Source organism: Streptomyces sp. M-16 (assembly GCF_052114405.1).
In the GTDB taxonomy this organism is placed as follows: Bacteria; Actinomycetota; Actinomycetes; order Streptomycetales; family Streptomycetaceae; genus Streptomyces.
In genome coordinates, this window is the sequence record NZ_JBFRER010000067.1 from 22013 (window position 1) to 40656 (window position 18644).

The following is an 18644-nucleotide window of genomic DNA, read 5'->3' on the forward strand; positions in this document are numbered from 1 at the left end:
GCGCGCACCACCGTCCGGAGCACGGTCCGGGCCCCCTACACCGGGGGCTCGGACCGTCCCGGGCCGTCGGGTCCGCGCCCCGACAGGACCTCCCCGTACGCCTGCATCAGGTCGGCCAGCCGCAAAGTCGCCAGGTCGTCCCGCGAGGGCTCACCGGAGAACCCCGCCAGCCGCAGGTCCCGGTACGCGCAGCTCTTCTCGTACAGCGTCCGCAGGAACCGCCCGTTGCCGAGCTCGTCGATCCAGCCCTGCTCCACCACGTGCCCGCTGACGCTGCGCAGCTCCTCCAGGGCCTCCTCGTCCCACCGGTCCCCGTTCGCGTCGGCCAGCACCCCGCCGATCGAGGTCAGCTCCGCGGGACGGTAGCTCGGGAAGTCCACCCGGGTGGTGAACCGCGAGGACAGCCCCGGATTGGCGGCCAGCAGCCGGTCCATCCCCGCCGGGTAGCCGGCCAGGATCACCACCAGGTGGTCCCGGTTGTCCTCGGCCCGCTTGAGCAGCACCTGGAGGGCCTCGTCCCCGTACGCGTCGCCCTTGCTGTAGCCCGAGTTGGACAGGCTGTACGCCTCGTCCACGAACAGCACCCCGCCGATCGCCGAGTCGATCAGCTCGTTCGCCTTGACGGCGGTCTGCCCCAGGAACTCCCCGACCAGATCCGCCCGTTGCGCCTCCACCAGATGGTCGCCGCCCAGCAGCCCGAGCGCGTAGAACACCCGGCCCAGGATCCGGGCCACCGTGGTCTTGCCGGTGCCCGAGGGTCCCGAGAAGACGAAGTGCCGCTTCGGCGGCTGTACCGGCAGCCCCTGGGCCGCCCGCAGCCGGGCCATGTGCAGCTGCGCCGACAGGGCCTTCACCTGCCGCTTCACCGGCTCCAGGCCCACCATCCGCTCCAGCTCGGCCAGCGCCTCGGCCAGCGCCCGCGGGTCGGCGGGCCCGGTCGGCAGCCCCGACGGGGAACCCTGCGCGGGCAGGGACACCTTGTGCCGTACGCCGTCCGGCCGCCCCGAGCCCCCGCCGACCGGGCCGAAGCGCTGGTCAACCGGCTCCCCGGGCGTCGGCGGATCCGGATCCACCTGCCCGTCCGCGGCGATGTCCTGCACGGGCCCGCCGCCCCCGCCGCCCAGCGCCACCGCCGTGTAGTCCCCGCCGAGGGAGGACAGCCCGTGCCCGGCGAAGCCCTCGGCGCTGTGCCCGCCGTAGCCGGCGTACCCGGCCATGTCGTCGGGGTCGCTGCTGTCCGCGATGGCCGTCAGCCGGGCCGCCGTGTCCATGAACGCCGGATCCACCCGGTGCACCGCCCGGTACAGCGGCAGGGCCGCCGCGCTGCGCCCCGTCCCCTCGTGCGCCCGCGCCAGCCAGTACCGCAGTTCCTTGCGCTGCGGCTGCTCGCTGCGGCAGCGCATCAGTGCCGCCGAGAGCATCGGCTCCGCCTGCCCGTACATCTCCAGCCGGACCCGGGCCATCCCGCCGAAGAGCCCCGCCTCGATCCCCAGCAGCGGATCGTCCACCAGCGGCTCGGTCTGCCGTACGAGCTGTTCCCAGTCCTTGACCAGGTAGGCGCGGCAGGCGTGCAGGAACCGGACCTGCGGGTCGGTGTCCACCGGCGGCAGGGCGGCCAGCGCCTGGTCCAGCTCGGGGACGTGCCGCCCGTCCAGCCAGTGCGAGGCGTGGGCCAGCAGCAGGTCCCGTCGGCTCTCCAGGACCGGCTGTACCCACCAGCCCAGCCAGTACCAGGAGTTGATGGTCCTCCGGTGCCGGGCCCGCTGCTCGCCGAAGCGGTCGCGGTGGGCGTACATCCGCAATAACGCGTTGGTCGTGTCCACCCGCAGCGCGTGCAGGCCCAGCCAGGCGTCGGCCATGGCGGGATCGAGCCTGACGGCCGCCCGGAACTCCTCCTCGGCCTGCGGGTACGCGCCCATCGTGCAGGCGTCCACCCCGCGCAGCCAGGCGAGTTCGGCCGGGGCGTGTGCGCTGCCCGGCATGCCGAAGTCCATCACATCCCCCACAAGCCAGCCCCGTGGTGCGCGGAACACTCCGTGCCGCGCACATGAGTTGTCCACCCCGCCGATGAAATCAGGGCTGCATCGTACCCGCGGGGACGCACCTTACCCAGGGTGCGGTGGGCACGGGTCGTGGGTGAGCCCCCGGGGCGCGGGGTGACTCAGGGTGAAGGAGGGCGGGTGGGGCGGCGCGCTCCGGGCCCCTCCGGAGCCGGAACGGGGCAGAGCGGAGCCCCCGATCACGGGGGAACAATCGGGGGCTCCGCGTCCGCGGCGGCCTTCGCAGACCGCGCATTCAGAACGTAAGGCCGTTCGCGGGGCCCGGTCAAGCGGCTCGGAGCAGGCCCGCGCGGGTCCTTGCGCGAGGGCGCTCAGGCCTGGGGGAGTCCGTCACGTTCGGTGACGGACAGGCCGGTTCCGGAGGTCGCAGGGGCCCCGGAAGTCCACTCGTATCCCGTACCACTCTGGTGTACCAGAGTGTCCGCGAAGGGGCGCGAAGGGTCGCCGGAGAAGTGCGCGAGCTCCGCGCGCTCCCACCCGTCCCAGAAGTCGGAGAGTTCGCGCCCGTCCCGCTGCCGGCCCCGGCCCCAGGACTGCTCCCGGGGGGTCTCCATCCACAGCAGCCGCGCCAGGTGCGGCCGCAGCGCCCGCCGGCCGGCCCCGACGCCCTCGACGAGCAGCACGGGCGCCGGTTCCAGGACCCGCGGGGGCCCGAAGCGGCGTTCCACCCAGTCGTACGGGGTCCAGTGCGCGGCCCGGCCCGCGGCGAGCGGCTCCAGCACCTGGGAGCGCAGCCGCCCCGGCCAGCCGAACGGCTCCTCGTGGGTGGCCACGTCGTCCAGCCGCAGCACCGGCGCCCCGCCCAGGGCCCCCGCCAGGCGCCCGGCGAAGGTGCTCTTGCCGGAGCCGGCGTGCCCGTCGATCCCGATCAGCCGGACCGGTCCGAGGGAGGGGGACAGGGCGGCGAGCTCCCGCGCGAGCGATTCGAGTGACTGCTGTGGCTCCACCCGGCCAGCGTACGGCCCGCCCCCGAGTCGCCCACGACACGGACCCGGGGCTTCGCCGCCGCACGGCCGGGAACTGGAAGGGTGGACGAGTCGATCCACCGTTCCGACCCCTGGGGGCCCCGCAGATGACCGCACCCACCCCGCGCCGGGCCCTCCTGGCCGTCGCCCTCGCCGCCGCCACCGCGGCCACCCTGCCCACGGGCCGCGCCACCGCCGCTCCGGACCCCCGCCCCGGCTCCGGAGCGGGTTCCCTCCCCGGCGGCGGAGGGGCTCCGGGCCGGCCGGTCGACAACCGGTTCTGGTACGCGTACGGGCACTGGCAGGCCGGCACCCACGGGGGCACCACGGCCGTCCCGGGCACCCGCCCCGGCCTGGAGATCGCCGCCGCGGCGGGCCGCACCGAGTACACCGACCCCCACACGGGGCGCCGGGCCGTCTGGGAGCACGCCACCTGGACCTCTCCGGTGCACCGCTCCACCGTCCCCGCCACCGAGGTCATCGCCTCCTGGAACGCCCGCACCCCGGCCGGTACCTGGATCCAGACCGAGCTGCGCGGCACCTACACCGACGGCACCGTCACCCCCTGGTACGTGATGGGCCGCTGGGCCTCCGGGGACGGCGACGTCCGCCGCACCTCCGTCGACGGCCAGACCGACGGCCGCAGCACCGTGTGGACCGACACCCTGGCCGTGGACCACCCCGGGACTGGACCGCGCATCACCGCCTGGCAGCTGCGCGTCACCCTGTACCGCGAGCCGGGCGCGAGCCGGGGCCCCACGGTCTGGCTGGCCGGGGCCATGGCCTCGGACGTCCCCGACCGCTTCACGGTCCCCGCCTCCACCCCCTCGGGCACCGCCCACGAACTGAAGGTGCCGCGCTACTCCCAGGAGGTCCACGCGGGCCAGTACCCGGAGTACGACAACGGCGGCGAGGCCTGGTGCAGCCCCACGTCCTCGCAGATGACCGTGGAGTTCTGGGGCGGGAAACCCGGCGCGGCCTCCCTGTCCTGGGTCGATCCCGCGTACGCCGACCCCCAGGTCTGCCACGCCGCCCGCTCCACCTACGACGCCGCCTACAAGGGGTGCGGCAACTGGCCCTTCAACGCCGCCTACGCCGCCACCTACCCGGGCCTCGCCGGGGTGGTCACCCGGCTCGGCTCCCTGGCCGACCTGGAGACCCTGGTCCGGGCCGGCATCCCGGTGATCACGTCGCAGTCCTTCCGCGCGGAGGAACTGACCGGCGCGGGCTACGGCACCGCCGGCCACCTCATGACGGTGATCGGCTTCACCGCCGCCGGGGACGTGATCGCCAACGACCCCAACTCGGCCGACAACGCCGGCGTCCGCCGGGTCTACCGGCGCCGCGAATGGGAGGACATCTGGCTCCGCACCAAGCGTCACGACGCCGCGGGGAAGACCGTGTCCGGCAGCGGCGGCATCTGCTACCTCTACGGGCCGGCGGCGCCGGGCCGCGACCGGGTCGCCGCTCTGAAGGCGGTGGGCGTGCTGTGAAAATCCCGCCGCTCGGCAGGGCTTAACGGGTCGAATCTGGGCATAAGGGCCATATAAGGCTTCTCATAGGAGGCAGCCCACCATGACCACCCATTCGAGCATCGAACATCACCCGGACCTTGCCGAGATGCGGACTCGGTTCGAGCGGGTGACGAGCACCCCCGCCGCGCAGGCCGTGGAGGCGCTGGCCCTGATCACGGGCCTGTACCTGGCGGCCTCGCCGTGGATCGCCGGGTTCAGCGTGCTGGGCCCGATCGCCGTCAACAACCTGATCGCCGGCCTCGCCTTCTGCCTGTGCATGGGCGGGCTGGGATCGGCGTACGAGCGCACGCACGCGATGGCCTGGACGGCCGTGGCGATCGGCGCCTGGACGATCGTGGCCCCCTGGGTCATCGCCGGACCGATGGACGTCCCCCGCACCATCGTCAGCAACGTGATCACCGGCGCGGTCGCCCTCTGCCTCGGCCTGGCCATGATGGCCATGGCCGGTGACCGGCGCACCCGCGACACCTGACCGCAGGCGAGCCACGCACCGCCGGGCCCCGGGACCGCTCCGCACCGAGGAGGGTTCCGGGCCCGGCGGTGTGACGCGTGCCACCGGTGACCCTCGTCATCTACCGCGAATGCCGCGAACGCTGGCACATTGGACGGTATGACCGCACACACCGCCGCCCTGTCCGCCCGCGCTCGGGCCCGCAGCCTCGTCGGCACCGGGGGGCCCAAGGGAGACTCCTCCTGGCTGGAGCACGTGCTCGGCTGGATCCTCGTGGTCGTCGTGGCCATGCTCGTCACCCGGCTCGGCTGGTTCTGACCGCCCGTCCCGCTCGCGCCATCCGCGCCCCCCGCCCCGCTCGCCGCCGCCATCCTCGGCGGCAGTCCGCCCCGGAAGCCCGCCGGGCGGCTCTGCCATACTGCGATCCTGTGGCAGTTCGAGGCTGGGGCCGGATTTGAATCATAGTCAACAGCGTGGTGCCACCGGCCGTTCGCAGGTCCGCAGGGCCGAACTCATCGCGATCGGGCGGAAGTTGTTCGCCGACACCTCGTACGACGCCCTCTCCGTGGACGACATCGCCCAGCAGGCGGGCGTCGCCAAGGGGCTCATCTACTACTACTTCAAGAGCAAGCGCGGCTATTACCTCGCGATCGTCGAGGACTCGGTCGCCGAACTCGTCGCCCGCGCCACCGGCGAGCCGGACCTGCCGGGCGCCGAGCGGGTCCGCCGCACGATCGACGGCTACCTCCACTACGCCGAGCACCACCACGCCGCCTACCGGACCATCGTCACCGGCGGGGTCGGTTCCGACGCCGAGGTGCTGGCCATCCGGGACGGGGTCCGCGAGGAGCTCGTGGCCGCGATCGCCGAGGGCGCGTACGGGCGCCGCACGGTCCCGCCGCTCGCCCGCCTCGCCCTGGTCGGCTGGCTCTCCGGGGTGGAGGGCGCCACCCTCGACTGGATCGGCTCGGCCGGCGCCGAGGGGCAGCCCGAGCGGCCGGCGCTCGCCGCGCTGCTGGTGCGGCAGCTGCGCGCGACACTGACGGTGATCGAGGAGTTCGTCCCGGAGTGCACCGCGCCTCCGGCCGCCTCCGACGGGCCCACGAGCCCGCCCGACGATCATCGCGATCGGGTCCCGGTGACGGAAAGCGCCTGATCGGGCATACTCAACCCGCCGCAGCCTCTGATCGAGCCCTTCCGTGATCCGGGAGGGCAGCATCGGCTGTGAGTACCGAGACCCGGCGGCGCGTCCCACACCTCACGCGTCGTCGCCGTGCCCGACGAGGGAGGAGAGCGCCGCCATGACCGACCGCGCCCCGCAGCCGGTGGACCGTCAGCTGCCCACCGAGGAGTCCCGGGACCTCCTCATGCTCGTACGCGAGATCGCCCAGCGCGAGATCCGTCCCCGGGCCGCCGACGAGGAGGAGACCGGCCGGTTCCCCCGCGAGGTCTTCACCCTGCTGTCGGAGTCCGGGCTGCTGGGACTTCCCTACGCGGGTGAGTCCGGCGGCGGTGACCAGCCCTACGAGGTCTACCTCCAGGTCCTGGAGGAGCTCGCGGCCGCCCGCCTGACCGTCGGGCTCGGCGTCAGCGTGCACTCGCTGGCCTGCCACGGCCTGGCCGCGTACGGCACCAAGGAGCAGCAGGCCGCCCACCTGCCCGACATGCTCGGCGGCGGGCTGCTCGGCGCGTACTGCCTGTCCGAGCCGGCGGCCGGCTCCGACGCCGCCTCGCTGACCACCAAGGCGGTCCGTGACGGCGACGACTGGCTGATCACCGGCACCAAGGCCTGGATCACCCACGGCGGGGTCGCCGACTTCTACACCGTCCTCGCGCGCACCGGGGCCCCCGGCGCCAAGGGGATCACCGCCTTCCTCGTCCCGGGCGACGCCCCGGGTCTGACGGCCGCGGTCCCCGAGAAGAAGATGGGCATGAAGGGCTCGCCCACCGCCCAGCTGCACTTCGACGGCGTGCGCGTCCCCGACACCCGGCGCATCGGCGAGGAGGGCCAGGGCTTCACCATCGCCCTCGCCGCCCTCGACGCCGGCCGGCTCGGGATCGCGGCCTGCGCGATAGGAGTGGCCCAGGCGGCCCTCGACGAGGCCCTCGCCTACGCCCTCGGCCGCAAGCAGTTCGGCCACCCGATCGCCGACTTCCAGGGCCTGCGCTTCATGCTGGCCGACATGGCCACCAAGATCGAGGCGGGCCGGGCGCTGTACCTCGCGGCGGCGCGGCTGCGGGACGCGGGCAAGCCGTTCTCCCGGCAGGCGGCGATGGCCAAGCTGTTCTGCACGGACGCGGCCATGGCCGTCACCACGGACGCGGTGCAGGTGCTCGGCGGCTACGGCTACACGGCGGACTTCCCGGTGGAGCGCCTCATGCGCGAGGCGAAGGTGCTCCAGATCGTGGAGGGCACCAACCAGATCCAGCGCATGGTCATCGCCCGCCACCTGGCCGGCCCCGAGAGCCGCTGAACGGCCCGGTGTGGAGTTCCTCGTCCGCCCGGTCCTGACCGACGCCGAGCTGAACGGCCTGTTCGCCGCCGCCTGGCCCGGACACCGGACCGTGTCCTTCGCGCCGGTGCTGGAACGCAGCCTGGCCTGGGTCGCCGCCCGTGAGGACGGCCGCCTGGTCGGCTATGTCAACGTCGCCTGGGACGGAGGCGTGCACGCCTTCGTCCTCGACACCACGGTGCACCCGGACCTGCGGCGGTCCGGGCTCGGGGTCCGCCTGGTGCGGGCGGCCGCCGACGCTGCGCGGGAGCGCGGCGCGCAGTGGCTGCACGTCGACTACGAACCGCACCTCGAACCCTTCTACGCGGCCTGCGGCTTCCGCCCGACCGCGGCGGGGCTGCTGGCGCTCTGAACCCGCTCAGGGGCTGCCGTAGAGGGGGCCGTTCGGCCAGATGGGGGAGGAGGCGATCCGGGACCACTCCGGGTCGCGCCGCCCCGGCAGCGTCCGGCCGTCGGCGGCCCAGCGCGCGAGCAGGGCGTCGTAGATCGGCGGGTCGGGATGCCGCTGCCGCGGGGGCTGCTGCCGCTCCGTCGTCCGCTCGGAGGGCCGGTCGGCCGGCCGGTCGAACTGCTGAACCGATTCTTCGGCGCCGGGGGGAGTGGGGCGCCGCCGGCGCCCCACTCTCGACGCGGGCGTCTCCACAGTGGTCATGCACGGCCAACGCGGCACCGGGAGTGCGAGTAACCCTCTCCCGCCCGCGCCCATCCGTTCGATCCTTCCCACGGTCTGAGTGATCCCGCGCGTGCCGGAGACCAGGTCCTGATGCGTACGCGCCACGTCGTACCCGTCGCCCCGGCCGCCACCGCGCTCCTCGCCCTCACCGGCTGTTTCGCCGGCGAGTCCGTCAAGGCCGTCCGCGCCGCCCTGCGGGGGCGGGAGTGGATCCGGCCGTGCCCGGGGCCCGCGGCGTGGCCCGGCGTGCCGAGCTGTCAGGATGTGCCACAACCCTGGTCGCACACCCAGTTTCTGACGTACCGTCATATCCGCTCAGCCGCCGCCCACCCCTGCGCCCAGGAGGTTTGCCGTGCCCGCGGACCGCCCCGTTCCCCTCGACGAATACCCCATCCACCAGGCCCCCCTGTCGATGAAGCACCTCGTCACCGGCGACCGCAACGCCTACGACCGCTGCATCTTCCACGTCTTCGACCACACCGGCCGCGCCGTCCTCATCCTCGGCCTCGGCGTCTACCCCAACACCGGCGTCATCGACGCCTACGCCACCCTCCGCCTCGGCGGCGAACTCCTCGCCGTCCGCGCCTCCGACGCCCTCACCGACGACCGGATGAACCTCTCCGTCGGACCCCTGTCGATCACCGTCGACGCCCCCCTCCGCCGGCTCACCCTGCGCTGCGACCCCGACCCCGACGACCCGCACGGACTCTCGTACGACCTCACCTGGACCGCGGCCTTCCCCGCCGTCTGGGAACCCCACCACATCCAACGCCGCGGCGACCGCCTCATGCTGGAGGGCCGCCGCTTCGTCCAGGCCGGCCAGGTCACCGGCACCCTCCGCGCCGGGGGAGAGGAGTTCACCCTCACCCCCGGCGAATGGACCGGAACCCGCGACCGCAGCTGGGGCGTGCGCCCCATCCCCGGCGAGGACGGCGGCCGGGCCGCCGAGGAACACCGCCCCGAGGGCTTCCACTGGCTCTGGATCCCCGTCCGGTTCGAGGACCGCTTCCTCATGGTCATCGCCCAGGAGGACGCCGACGGCCACCGCACCCTGAACGAGGCCGTCCAGGTCTTCCCCGAGGACAGCGGCCGCCACGACGTCCAGCTCGGCTGGCCCCAGACGGAGATCCGCTACCGGCCCGGCACCCGCCACCCCGAGAGCGCGGTCGTCCACCTCACCGACCCCTCCCGCAAGCCCCTGGAACTCGGCGTGGAGATCCTCGCCTCCTCCCCGCTCGCCGTCGGCGCCGGCTACCCGCCCGCCACCGACTGGCAGCACGGCAGCTGGCAGGGCCGCGGCTGGACCGACCGCCGCGTCTACGACCTCACCGACCCCGCCGCCCACCCCATGGCCGCCTTCGGGGTCACCGACCACGCGGCCCGCTTCACCCTGGAGGGCCGCACCGGATTCGGCATCTTCGAACACGGCAGCTTCGGYCGCCACGACCCCAGCGGTTTCGCCGACTACTCCTCCGTCGCCCCGCACTGAAGGAGCCCGCCCATGGCCACGGCACCACGCCCGCGCACCTCCACCCGCGAACCCGCGGAACTCGGCCGCCGCCTCGCGTCCTGGCTCGACCGCCACCTGCCCGGGGCGGAGGTGACCCACGCCTCCGTCCCCGCCTCCAACGGCATGTCCAGCGAGACCCTGCTCTTCGACATCGAGCACCCGGACGCGCCCGTCCGCGGCTGCGCCCTGCGCCTGGCCGCCGACCCGGCCGCCTACACGGTCTTCCCCTCCTACGACATGCCGCGCCAGCACCGCGTGATGAGCCTGGTCGCCGCGCACACCGACCTGCCCGTACCGCGCGTGCTGTGGCTGGAGGAGGACCCGGCCCCGCTCGGGGCGCCGTTCTTCGTCATGGCCCGCGCCGAGGGGCGCGTACCGCCCGACGTCATGCCCTACACCTACGAGGGGAACTGGCTGCACGCCGCCACCGACGCCGAACGCGCCGCGCTCCAGGACGCCAGCGTCCGCCTGCTGGCCCGGCTCCACGACCAGTTCCCCGCCAAGGAGGCGGAGTTCCTGCTCCCGGCCGGCGAGGGCAGCCCGCTGCGCCGCCACGTCGACGCCCAGCGCGCCTACTACACCTGGGTCGTGTCCGGACTGTCCCGTTCACCCCTGCTGGAACGCGCCTTCGACCGGCTGGAGGAACTCTGGCCGGCCGACGAGGGCGAACCCGTCCTGAACTGGGGCGACGCCCGCATCGGCAACGTCGTCTACGACGGCTTCGAGCCGGTCGCGGTCCTCGACTGGGAAATGGCCGCCTACGCCCCCCGCGAGGTCGACCTGGGCTGGACCGTCTACCTGCACCGCTTCTTCCAGGACCTGACCGTCGGCTTCGGCCAGAGCGGCCTGCCGGACTTCCTGCGCCGCGAAGACCTGGAACGCCGGTACGCGGAACTCACCGGGCACACCCCGCGGGACATGGAGTTCCACACCCTCTACGCCGCCCTGCGGCACGGGATCGTCATGCTGCGCATCGCCTACCGGCAGGCGCACTTCGGGGAGGTCGAGGTCCCCGCCGATCCGGACGGCCTGATCCTGCACCACGGCAGCCTCGCCGCCATGGTGCAGGGCACCTACTGGTAGCCGGTGTCTCAGGCGGCCTGCGCGTGCTGACGCATCTGCGGCAGCGGGGCCGCCGCCGCCCGGACGGGACGCGAGCCCGGACCGCCGACGTGCGAGAAGGGCTGCGTCCGCCAGTCGAGACCCTGCGGCAGGTCGAAGTGGACCACTTCGAGCTCCGGCCCCTCGGGCTGGAGCACGCCCACCGTCGGCAGCGCGTCCGCGACCGGCCGGCCGGTGCCGGCGCACACCGTGAGCCCGAACGGGTTCCACGGGCTCAGGCACAGCGCGTGCTGCGGCAGGTGCTCCTCGTCCGCGACGAGTGCGATCGACTGCCCGCAGTCGGGGCAGATCGCGTGGTGGATCTCGAACCCCTCCGCTTCGTCGAGGTACTCCTCGTCGTCCGCGTACGCGGTCTCGATCAGTTCCAGGGGCTCCGGTTCGGTGCGACCGGCGCGCTTGGTGTTCAGCATGGATGTACTCCCCCTTGGGTGGGCCGGGCGGGCAGGTTCTTCGGCCACGGCCACACCAAGCACTTCCCGCCGCGCGGCACGAGTAACCACGACGGCCCGCCGTACGCCCCTCCACCCCTGTGGCTTTGGTCACATGCCCGGTGCAGGTGCCGGTTCCCGTGGCACTTCGGCGTGGACACCGCTGTGCCTGGAGCGGCTCTGGGCAATAGGTTGAGCGGCTATGAGCGCAATGGAGGAGCTGGACCGCCAGATCGTGGATCTGCTGGTGCGGGACGGTCGGATGAGCTACACGGACCTGGGCAAGGCCACGGGACTGTCCACATCGGCCGTCCACCAGCGGGTACGCCGGCTGGAGCAGCGCGGAGTGATCCGCGGCTACGCGGCCGTGGTCGACCCCGAGGCCGTCGGGCTGCCCCTGACCGCCTTCATCTCGGTCAAGCCGTTCGACCCCAGTGCCCCCGACGACATCGCCGAGCGGCTGGCCGGGGTACCCGAGATCGAGGCCTGTCACAGCGTCGCCGGAGACGAGAACTACATCCTGAAGGTACGGGTGGCCACGCCCCTCGAACTGGAGGACCTGCTGGGCCGCCTGCGCGCCCTGGCCCACGTCTCGACCCGCACGACCGTGGTCCTCTCCACCCCCTACGAGGCGCGCCCCCCGCGCATCTGACCTCCTGACGCGCCGCTCGCGCGGCTCGGCCACAGGCGGCCCCTCCCCGGCTTCGCGCCGCTGCTCCGGACTCCGTCCGGCGGCTTCCCGGAGCGTCCGGCGGCGTGGGGAGCGGCGCCCCGCGGCCGACCCGCGTCCGGGCGCGGCGGCCGCAGGGGCGAGACTAGGGCCCATGACCGACCGCACCGCCCGCTCCGCCGACGCCGCCGGAGCCCCCGAGGCCGCCCCCGCCCGTACCGTCCTGCTGCGCGGGGGAGAGGTGCACAGCCCCGCCGACCCCTTCGCCACCGCGATGGTCGTCGAACGCGGACACGTCGCCTGGGTGGGCTCCGAAGGGGCCGCCGACGCCTTCGCGCGGGGCGTGGACGAGGTCGTCGACCTCGACGGGGCGCTCGTCACCCCGGCCTTCACCGACGCCCACATCCACACCACCTCCGCCGGCCTCGCCCTCACCGGCCTGGACCTGACCGGTGCCCGCACCCTGTCCGAGGCGCTGGGGCTGGTCCGCGCGTACGCCGCCCGCCGTCCCGCCGACCGGGTGCTCCTGGGCCACGGCTGGGACGCGGCCCGCTGGCCCGAGCGGCGGGCCCCGCGCCGGGCCGAACTGGACGAGGCCGCCGGGGGGCGGCCGCTCTACCTCAGCCGCGTCGACGTCCACTCCGCCGTGGTCACCACCGCCCTGCTGGACCTCGTCCCCGCCGTCCGCGCGCGCGGCGACGAGCCGCTCACCCGGGACGACCACCACGCCGTGCGGCGGGCCGCCTTCGACGCCGTCACCCCCGCCCAGCGCGCCGAGGCCCAGCGGGCCGCACTGGACCGGGCCGCCTCCCTCGGCATCGGCTCCGTGCACGAGTGCGGCGGTCCGGACATCTCCTCCGCCGAGGACTTCACCGCCCTGCTCGACCTGGCCGGGCAGCGGCCCGGACCGCGCGTCTTCGGCTACTGGGCCGACCGGGACCTCGGCCTCGCCCGGGAACTCGGCGCGGTCGGCGCCGCCGGCGACCTCTTCGTGGACGGCGCGCTCGGCTCGCACACCGCCTGCCTGCACGCCCCGTACGCCGACGCGGCCCACACCGGGACCGAGTACCTGGACGCGCGGGCCGTCGCCGAGCACGTGGCCGGCTGCACCGAGGCGGGGCTCCAGGCCGGGTTCCACGCCATCGGGGACGCCGCCGTCTCCGCCGTCGTCGAAGGGGTCCGGGCCGCCGCCGGGAAGGTCGGCCTCGAACGGGTCCGGGCCGCCCGGCACCGCGTCGAGCACGCCGAGATGATGACCCCGGACACCATCGCCGCCTTCGCGGAGCTGGGCCTGACCGCCTCCGTGCAGCCCGCCTTCGACGCCGCCTGGGGCGGGGACGAGGGCATGTACGCGGACCGCCTCGGCGTCGAGCGCGCCCGCACCCTCAACCCGTACGCCGCCATGCTCAAGGCCGGGGTCGCGCTGGCCTTCGGCTCGGACGCGCCCGTCACCCCGCTCGACCCCTGGGGCACCGTCCGCGCGGCCGCCTTCCACCGCACCCCCGGGCACCGGATCTCCGTACGGGCAGCCTTCGCCGCCCACACCCGGGGCGGCTGGCGGGCCCTGGGCCGGGACGACGCGGGCACCCTCGTACCCGGCGCCCCCGCCGACTACGCCGTCTGGCAGACCGGGGAACTCGTGGTCCAGGCCCCCGACGACCGGGTCGCCCGCTGGTCCACCGACCCGCGCTCCGGCACGCCCGGACTGCCCGATCTGAGCCCCGGCCGTGAGCTGCCGGTGTGCCTGGCGACGGTGGTCGGCGGCCGGGAGGTATTCGTACGGCCACAGGGGTGATCCCCCCGGCCTCGGCTCGGTACGGGCGGCCGGACCCGGATAGGTTCGGCCGGGTCCACCACAGGACGTCCGGGCCGGCCGGATCCGGCTCACCGCACCCGCGCCTCGGGGGCGAGGGAAGGTTTCGCCGGGATGGGAGGCCGGACGGCGGTCCCGTACTCCGCGCGAGCTCGGGAGAGGGTGGTCCCGGATCGGGGCCCGGCTGTCCAGTAGACAACGGTCACGGCGGCCCGCAGCCAGCGGGAGCCGGTCCGGCCCGAAGGACCGCCGGCCCCGATCGCTGTTCTAAAATCGTCCTGCTGTGACGGGACGGACGAGGCCGACCGGTCGAGGAACACGCAAGGGGACCCAGTGAGCGACGGCGGACAGCGGAGCTACGGACCGCTCGGCACCACGCTGGTGATCATTCCGACGTACAACGAGGCCGAGAACATCGGCCTGATCGTCGGCCGGGTGCGCGCCGCCGTGCCCGAGGCGCACATCCTCGTCGCCGACGACAACAGCCCCGACGGCACGGGCAAGCTCGCCGACGGGCTGGCCTCCGCCGACGACCACGTGCACGTCATGCACCGCGAGGGCAAGGAAGGCCTCGGCGCCGCCTACCTCGCGGGCTTCGCCTGGGGCCTGGAGCACGGCTACGGGGTCCTCGTCGAGATGGACGCCGACGGCTCCCACCGGCCCGAGGAACTGCCCCGCCTGCTCACCGCCCTGACCGGCGCCGACCTCGTGCTCGGCTCCCGCTGGGTGCCGGGCGGCCGGGTCGTGAACTGGCCCAAGAGCCGCGAGTTCCTCTCCCGCGGCGGCTCCACCTACTCCCGCCTGATGCTGGGCGTCCCGATCCGCGACGTCACCGGCGGCTACCGCGCCTTCCGCCGGGAGACCCTGGAGGGCCTGGGCCTGGACGAGGTGGCGTCGGCCGGGTACTGCTTCCAGGTCGATCTGGCCCGCCGGGCCGTCGGCAAGGGCTTCCGCGTGGTGGAGGTGCCCATCACCTTCGTGGAGCGCGAGCTCGGCGACAGCAAGATGAGCAAGGACATCGTGGTCGAGGCCCTGTGGCGGGTCACCCAGTGGGGCCTGCGGGAACGCGCCGCCAGGCTCACCGGCAAGCGCCCCGTCCGACCCGCCGGGCACTGACCCGCCGGCCCCGGACCCCCTAGGGGATGTCCGGTACCTCCGACTGAGGCCGCTTTTAACCCGGACCGGGCACACTGGACGGTATGACGACCGGCACTGGTTCTTTGAGGACCGGCACATCTACGGCCCCTCGACGGCGCTCACCCGCCCGTACCTTCCTTCCCCTGGCGGTAGCCGCCTGGCTCATCCTGGAGATCTGGCTGCTCGGCCTGGTCGCGGGAGCGGCCGGCGGGGTGACCGTCGCCGCGTTGCTCGCGGGCGGGCTGGTGCTCGGCGTGGTGGTCATCAAGCGCGCCGGGCGGCGGGCCTTCAAGAACCTCACCGAGACCTTCCAGCAGGCCCAGGCGCAGGCGATGGCCGGCGAGGTGCCGACCCCGCAGACGCCCAAGGGCTCGGGCAACGGCCTGATGATGCTGGCCGGGCTGCTCCTGATCGTGCCCGGCCTGCTCTCCGACGTGGCCGGCCTGCTCCTGCTGCTGCCGCCCGTACGCGCCTTCGTGGCCCGCAGGGCCGGGCGCAGCCTGGAGCGCAGGATGGCCGCGGCCGCCCCCGGCGGCTTCGGCGACGCCTTCACGCAGGCCCGGATCCACTACCCCGACGGCAAGGTCGTCCAGGGCGAGGTCATCCGGGAGGACCGGCCCTCGGGCGGCCCGGACGCCGACCGGCGACCGCCGCTCACCCCGTGACGGGAGAGACCAGGAACACGCAATAAGCCGAGGGGCCCCGCCACATCGGATGCACGGCAATGTTCATGGCGCCGGAACGCAGGACCGCCAGCCTTTCGGCCAGCACTTCCTCCAGCTCCTCGCGGGTGCGTCGCTCCATGAGCATGTCCCAGTGCGTTCGCGCAGGCTTGCCCTTCTTCTCTTCGGGCCCGTCCCCGTCCACCAGGAGTGCCATGGCGCCGCACGCCTTGCACTCCCACTCCGGCGGAATTTCTGCCTCAACCGAGAACGGCATCTCAAATCGATGTCCGTTCTGGCATGCGTACTCCACCGCCTGGCGCGGGGCCAGATCGATGCCGCGGTCCGTCTCGTAGCTGGTAACCACGAGCCGCGTACCGCGGAGAGCTCGCTCACTCATGAATCGTGCCTCCCGGGCTTGTCGCCCACAGGACAGGTGTCGCTGTCGTCGTCATCCGGTCAACGTCCGGTCGGCGGTATAGATTCCCGCTCCGGGTCATGCGTCGCCCGTCGTGCCGCCCCTTGTTGTACCCACCAATGCCCGTTTTGTCACATCTGGCAGCAGATGTCACCCAACGTCCACGCTGTGCGCGTGCGCAGTAACGGTCCGCCTGGCAGGCCAAAGGCGTACACTACCGGCCCTTTGCTTCAACGTCGAAATTCGTTCGGAATTCGTTCGTGGGTCCGGGGCCCTCCGGGGCCGGATCCGGCCCCGGAGCGCGCTCAGACGCGCAGGGGAACAGGATTCCCCGCCGCCTCCACCGCGCGCCGCACCGGCACCCGCGCGAGCAGCACGAAACCCAGTGCGAAGAAGACCACCAACGAGATGATCGCGTCCCGGTAGCTGCCGGTGAGCTGGTACGTCAGGCCGAAGACCAGGGGTCCCACCCAGCTCAGCCCGCGGTCGCTCATCTCGTAGGCGGAGAAGTACTCGGCCTCCTTGCCCGCCGGCACCAGGTGCGAGAACAGCGAGCGCGACAGCGCCTGACTGCCGCCCAGCACCAGCCCGATCATCGCGGCGAGGGCGAAGAACCACACCGGCGTCCGGGCCGGCAGGAAGTATCCCGCCGCGAGCGTGAGGGCCCAGGCGGCCAGCGAGCCGAGGATCGTCCGCTTCGCCCCGTACGAGACGGCCAGCCGGCCCATCGCCAGCGCGCCGGCCACCGCCAGCACCTGGACCAGCAGCACCGCCACGATCAGCGTGGACTGCTCCAGCTCCAGCTCCTCCGAGCCGTACACCGACGCCTGGGAGATCACGGTCTGCACGCCGTCGTTGTAGATCAGGTACGCCAGCAGGAAGGACAGCGTCAGCGGATAGCGCCGCATGTCCTTCAAGGTCGTCACCAGCTGCTTCCACCCGCTGACGGCCGGACCCGCGCCCGCCTCCCGCACCACCGTCCGGTCCCGGAGCCGGCGCAGCGGGATCACCGTGAAGGCGCCCCACCACAGCCCCGCGGACGCCAGGCAGATCCGGACGGCCGTGCCCTCGGAGAGCCCGAAGGAGTCGTGGCCCTGGAACAGCACCAGGTTCAGCACCAGCACCAGCGCGCCCGAGGTGTAGCCGAAGGCCCAGCCTCGCGAGGAGACGGTGTCCCGCTCGTCCGGGGTGGAGATCTGCGGCAGGTAGGCGTTGTAGAGCACCATCGACAGCGAGAGCGAGGCGTTCGCCACGACCAGCAGCAGCCCGCCCAGCAGGTAGCGGTCGCCGCCGAGGAAGAACATCCCGGCCGTCGCCGTGGCCCCCGTGTACGCGGCCGCCGCCAGCAGCGGCTTCTTGCGGCCCGTCCGGTCCGCCACGGCCCCGACCAGCGGCATGATCAGCACCGCCACGATCACCGAGGCCGACACGGCGTAGGCGAAGTAGGCGCCGGCCCGGACCGGGATCCCCAGCGGGTGGACGTAGCCCTCGGCGTCCGCCGCGGCCTTGGCCACGGCGGTCAGGTACGGGCCGAGGAACACCGTGAGCACGCTCGTCGAGTACACCGAGCAGGCGAAGTCGTAGAAGTACCAGCCGTGCTGTTCCCGCCGGCGCGCGACGGCTCTGCCGTCGTCCTCGCCGGATTCCGCTTGTGTTTCCGTCCGCTCGGTCATGAGCGCCCCCTCGCTGGTCCCCGTACGCGTCGGCCGCCGCACCGGGCACGGCGGCCCGCGGGCCCGTCAGGCCCAGGCCCCGCGCCGGTCCAGCACCGTCCGCAAGATGTCGATCCGGTCGGTCATGATGCCATCGACACCCAGGTCCAGCAGAGACTCCATGCGTTCCGGTTCGTTCACGGTCCAGACGTGCACCTGGAGTCCCCGTTCGTGCGCGGTCCGTACGAAGCGCCGGTCGACCACCCGGATGCCCGCCTGGGTCTCCGGCACCTGCGCCGCCACCGCGCCCACGCGCAGCGCCGCCGGGATCGCGAACGAGCGCAGCCGCAGCCCCACCACCCCGCGCACCCCGTACGAGGTCGCGAGCCGCGGACCGGCGATCTTCTGCGCCCGGGCCACGCGGCTCTCCGAGAAGGACCCCACGCACACCCGGTCCCAGACGCCGGCCCGCGCGACCAGGTTCACCAGCGGGTGCAGGGCCGACTCGTCCTTGATGTCCACGTTCCAGCGGGCCTCGGGGAACTCCTCCAGCAGCTCCTCGAACAGCGGCAGCGGCTCGGTCCCCGCGACCCGCACCTCGCGCACCCGGCTCCAGGGCAGCTCGCGGATCCGGCCCTGCCCGTCGGTGACCCGGTCCAGGGTCGCGTCGTGGAAGGCCACGAGCTTCCCGTCCGCCGTCGCGTGCACATCGGTCTCGAAGTACCGGTACCCGGCGGCGGCCGCCCGGCGGAAGGCGGCGGCGGTGTTCTCCAGCCCGTCCGCCGCCCCGCCCCGGTGGGCGAAGGGAATCGGAGCGGGGTGGTCCAGATACGGATGGCGCAGGCGTACGTGAGTCACGGGCGCAGTATGCCCGCTGTGCTCACCGGGACGGCAGCGGACGCGTGGCCACGGGGTGAACGGGTCTGCCGCGGGCAGCCGGTCCCGCCCACCCCCTCTGGCCCGGACGGACCCCACCATGGCAGTCTGGGGCCGCGGAACCAATCCAATACCGGCCCCGGACCCCGCCCGCCGAGG

General features: G+C 73.6%; 19 protein-coding genes. 12 read left to right on the forward strand and 7 right to left on the reverse strand.

What is annotated here, in order from left to right; genetic code table 11:
• Window positions 1-35: 35 nt before the first annotated feature.
• Window positions 36-1994 (reverse strand): AAA family ATPase, encoded by a 1959-nt coding sequence (locus AB4039_RS26710; RefSeq protein WP_442271992.1) that lies wholly within the window; start codon window positions 1992-1994, stop codon window positions 36-38.
• A gap of 377 nt (window positions 1995-2371) precedes the next feature.
• Entirely contained in the window at window positions 2372-3007 is a 636-nt protein-coding gene (locus tag AB4039_RS26715; protein ID WP_442271993.1) for a uridine kinase family protein, read from the reverse strand.
• A 125-nt stretch (window positions 3008-3132) separates the two neighbouring features.
• On the opposite strand from AB4039_RS26715, the gene AB4039_RS26720 reads away from it, so the two are divergent.
• The 6 genes from AB4039_RS26720 to AB4039_RS26745 all read left to right on the forward strand — a co-directional run bounded on the left by AB4039_RS26720 (window position 3133) and on the right by AB4039_RS26745 (window position 7876).
• Window positions 3133-4518, forward strand: coding sequence for a peptidase C39 family protein (locus AB4039_RS26720; protein ID WP_442271994.1), 1386 nt, complete (start codon window positions 3133-3135; stop codon window positions 4516-4518).
• Between the two features lie 82 nt (window positions 4519-4600).
• Window positions 4601-5032, forward strand: coding sequence for an SPW repeat protein (locus AB4039_RS26725; RefSeq protein ID WP_266837752.1), 432 nt, complete (start codon window positions 4601-4603; stop codon window positions 5030-5032).
• 138 nt (window positions 5033-5170) lie between these two features.
• Window positions 5171-5329: an SCO1431 family membrane protein gene (locus AB4039_RS26730; RefSeq protein ID WP_266837750.1), complete on the forward strand. Its 159-nt coding sequence runs from the start codon at window positions 5171-5173 to the stop codon at window positions 5327-5329.
• Between the two features lie 136 nt (window positions 5330-5465).
• Window positions 5466-6167 (forward strand): TetR/AcrR family transcriptional regulator, encoded by a 702-nt coding sequence (locus AB4039_RS26735; protein WP_266837748.1) that lies wholly within the window; start codon window positions 5466-5468, stop codon window positions 6165-6167.
• Window positions 6168-6312: 145 nt separating this feature from the next.
• The gene (locus AB4039_RS26740; RefSeq protein ID WP_266837746.1) at window positions 6313-7485 is read left to right on the forward strand and encodes an acyl-CoA dehydrogenase family protein; all 1173 of its coding nucleotides are present in this window, start codon (window positions 6313-6315) and stop codon (window positions 7483-7485) included.
• Between the two features lie 10 nt (window positions 7486-7495).
• On the forward strand, window positions 7496-7876 hold the full coding sequence (locus tag AB4039_RS26745; protein ID WP_266837744.1) for a GNAT family N-acetyltransferase: 381 nt from the start codon (window positions 7496-7498) through the stop codon (window positions 7874-7876).
• A 6-nt stretch (window positions 7877-7882) separates the two neighbouring features.
• Here AB4039_RS26745 and AB4039_RS26750 read toward each other — a convergent pair whose 3' ends face one another.
• The gene (locus AB4039_RS26750; protein ID WP_266837742.1) at window positions 7883-8176 is read right to left on the reverse strand and encodes a hypothetical protein; all 294 of its coding nucleotides are present in this window, start codon (window positions 8174-8176) and stop codon (window positions 7883-7885) included.
• A gap of 433 nt (window positions 8177-8609) precedes the next feature.
• On the opposite strand from AB4039_RS26750, the gene AB4039_RS26755 reads away from it, so the two are divergent.
• Together AB4039_RS26755 and AB4039_RS26760 are read left to right on the forward strand one after the other, a co-directional pair.
• Complete coding sequence (locus tag AB4039_RS26755; protein ID WP_442272002.1) at window positions 8610-9686, forward strand: hypothetical protein; 1077 nt, start codon at window positions 8610-8612, stop codon at window positions 9684-9686.
• A gap of 12 nt (window positions 9687-9698) precedes the next feature.
• Window positions 9699-10790, forward strand: coding sequence for a phosphotransferase family protein (locus tag AB4039_RS26760; protein ID WP_266837738.1), 1092 nt, complete (start codon window positions 9699-9701; stop codon window positions 10788-10790).
• An 8-nt stretch (window positions 10791-10798) separates the two neighbouring features.
• Here AB4039_RS26760 and AB4039_RS26765 read toward each other — a convergent pair whose 3' ends face one another.
• Complete coding sequence (locus tag AB4039_RS26765; RefSeq protein WP_266837736.1) at window positions 10799-11239, reverse strand: hypothetical protein; 441 nt, start codon at window positions 11237-11239, stop codon at window positions 10799-10801.
• A 229-nt stretch (window positions 11240-11468) separates the two neighbouring features.
• Between AB4039_RS26765 and AB4039_RS26770 the strand changes: the two genes are divergently transcribed.
• From AB4039_RS26770 to fxsA, 4 genes are all read left to right on the forward strand, one after another.
• Window positions 11469-11909: an Lrp/AsnC family transcriptional regulator gene (locus AB4039_RS26770; RefSeq protein ID WP_162793337.1), complete on the forward strand. Its 441-nt coding sequence runs from the start codon at window positions 11469-11471 to the stop codon at window positions 11907-11909.
• A gap of 172 nt (window positions 11910-12081) precedes the next feature.
• Complete coding sequence (locus tag AB4039_RS26775; protein WP_442271995.1) at window positions 12082-13722, forward strand: amidohydrolase; 1641 nt, start codon at window positions 12082-12084, stop codon at window positions 13720-13722.
• A gap of 351 nt (window positions 13723-14073) precedes the next feature.
• The gene (locus AB4039_RS26780) at window positions 14074-14856 is read left to right on the forward strand and encodes a polyprenol monophosphomannose synthase (RefSeq protein ID WP_266837732.1); all 783 of its coding nucleotides are present in this window, start codon (window positions 14074-14076) and stop codon (window positions 14854-14856) included.
• A gap of 83 nt (window positions 14857-14939) precedes the next feature.
• Complete coding sequence (gene fxsA / locus AB4039_RS26785; RefSeq protein ID WP_442271996.1) at window positions 14940-15542, forward strand: FxsA family membrane protein; 603 nt, start codon at window positions 14940-14942, stop codon at window positions 15540-15542.
• On the opposite strand, the gene AB4039_RS26790 is transcribed toward fxsA, so the two are convergent.
• From AB4039_RS26790 to AB4039_RS26800, 3 genes are all read right to left on the reverse strand, one after another.
• On the reverse strand, window positions 15532-15939 hold the full coding sequence (locus AB4039_RS26790) for an RNA polymerase-binding protein RbpA (RefSeq protein WP_442271997.1): 408 nt from the start codon (window positions 15937-15939) through the stop codon (window positions 15532-15534). The genes fxsA and AB4039_RS26790 overlap by 11 nt on opposite strands.
• A gap of 323 nt (window positions 15940-16262) precedes the next feature.
• On the reverse strand, window positions 16263-17630 hold the full coding sequence (locus AB4039_RS26795) for an MFS transporter (RefSeq protein WP_442271998.1): 1368 nt from the start codon (window positions 17628-17630) through the stop codon (window positions 16263-16265).
• Between the two features lie 66 nt (window positions 17631-17696).
• Window positions 17697-18467 (reverse strand): glycerophosphodiester phosphodiesterase family protein, encoded by a 771-nt coding sequence (locus AB4039_RS26800; protein ID WP_266837726.1) that lies wholly within the window; start codon window positions 18465-18467, stop codon window positions 17697-17699.
• Window positions 18468-18644 lie beyond the last annotated feature (177 nt).

Coding starts and splice junctions, on each gene's coding strand:
- AB4039_RS26730 (WP_266837750.1), top strand. CDS start 5,171: ATGACCGCACACACCGCCGCCCTGTCCGCCCGCGCTCGGGCCCGCAGC.
- AB4039_RS26720 (WP_442271994.1), top strand. CDS start 3,133: ATGACCGCACCCACCCCGCGCCGGGCCCTCCTGGCCGTCGCCCTCGCC.
- AB4039_RS26790 (WP_442271997.1), bottom strand. CDS start 15,939: ATGAGTGAGCGAGCTCTCCGCGGTACGCGGCTCGTGGTTACCAGCTAC.
- AB4039_RS26710 (WP_442271992.1), bottom strand. CDS start 1,994: ATGGACTTCGGCATGCCGGGCAGCGCACACGCCCCGGCCGAACTCGCC.
- AB4039_RS26740 (WP_266837746.1), top strand. CDS start 6,313: ATGACCGACCGCGCCCCGCAGCCGGTGGACCGTCAGCTGCCCACCGAG.
- fxsA (WP_442271996.1), top strand. CDS start 14,940: ATGACGACCGGCACTGGTTCTTTGAGGACCGGCACATCTACGGCCCCT.
- AB4039_RS26760 (WP_266837738.1), top strand. CDS start 9,699: ATGGCCACGGCACCACGCCCGCGCACCTCCACCCGCGAACCCGCGGAA.
- AB4039_RS26765 (WP_266837736.1), bottom strand. CDS start 11,239: ATGCTGAACACCAAGCGCGCCGGTCGCACCGAACCGGAGCCCCTGGAA.
- AB4039_RS26795 (WP_442271998.1), bottom strand. CDS start 17,630: ATGACCGAGCGGACGGAAACACAAGCGGAATCCGGCGAGGACGACGGC.
- AB4039_RS26775 (WP_442271995.1), top strand. CDS start 12,082: ATGACCGACCGCACCGCCCGCTCCGCCGACGCCGCCGGAGCCCCCGAG.
- AB4039_RS26725 (WP_266837752.1), top strand. CDS start 4,601: ATGACCACCCATTCGAGCATCGAACATCACCCGGACCTTGCCGAGATG.
- AB4039_RS26770 (WP_162793337.1), top strand. CDS start 11,469: ATGGAGGAGCTGGACCGCCAGATCGTGGATCTGCTGGTGCGGGACGGT.
- AB4039_RS26750 (WP_266837742.1), bottom strand. CDS start 8,176: ATGACCACTGTGGAGACGCCCGCGTCGAGAGTGGGGCGCCGGCGGCGC.